The organism is Halomonas sp. ND22Bw (assembly GCF_003011945.1).
GTDB classification, from domain to species: domain Bacteria; phylum Pseudomonadota; class Gammaproteobacteria; order Pseudomonadales; family Halomonadaceae; genus Halomonas; species Halomonas halophila.
In genome coordinates this window covers 1-252 of the sequence record NZ_PXWD01001378.1, presented here as the reverse complement: position 1 = coordinate 252, position 252 = coordinate 1, and the positions used below count along the sequence as shown (strand labels likewise).

Annotated in this window: 1 protein-coding gene; it reads right to left on the bottom strand. The window is 70.6% G+C overall.

The features are described 5' to 3' along the window. On the bottom strand, positions 1 to 252 hold a 252-nt coding region (locus CVH10_RS22705; RefSeq protein ID WP_219925026.1), incomplete at both ends, for a hypothetical protein.

Sequence of the window (252 nt, the reverse complement as noted above, 5' to 3'; positions counted from 1 at the left end):
ATCGACAGGCCCTTCTTGCCCGCGTCCAGCACCGCGTTCAGCAGGTCCAGCGGGCCGCGGATGTCGGTGGACTTGTCCTTGCGGCGATAGACGGCGGGGGCCGAGAAGACGCCATCGAAGGCGGCGGCGCTTGCGGCCAGACGGCGCGAGTCCAGCGAACGGACCAGGGTTTCCTCAAGCACTATGGTCTCCTGCACCGCGCGGCGGGTGCGGGTGAAGACCACGGCGCCCTGTTCGCCCGGCGCGCCGGTC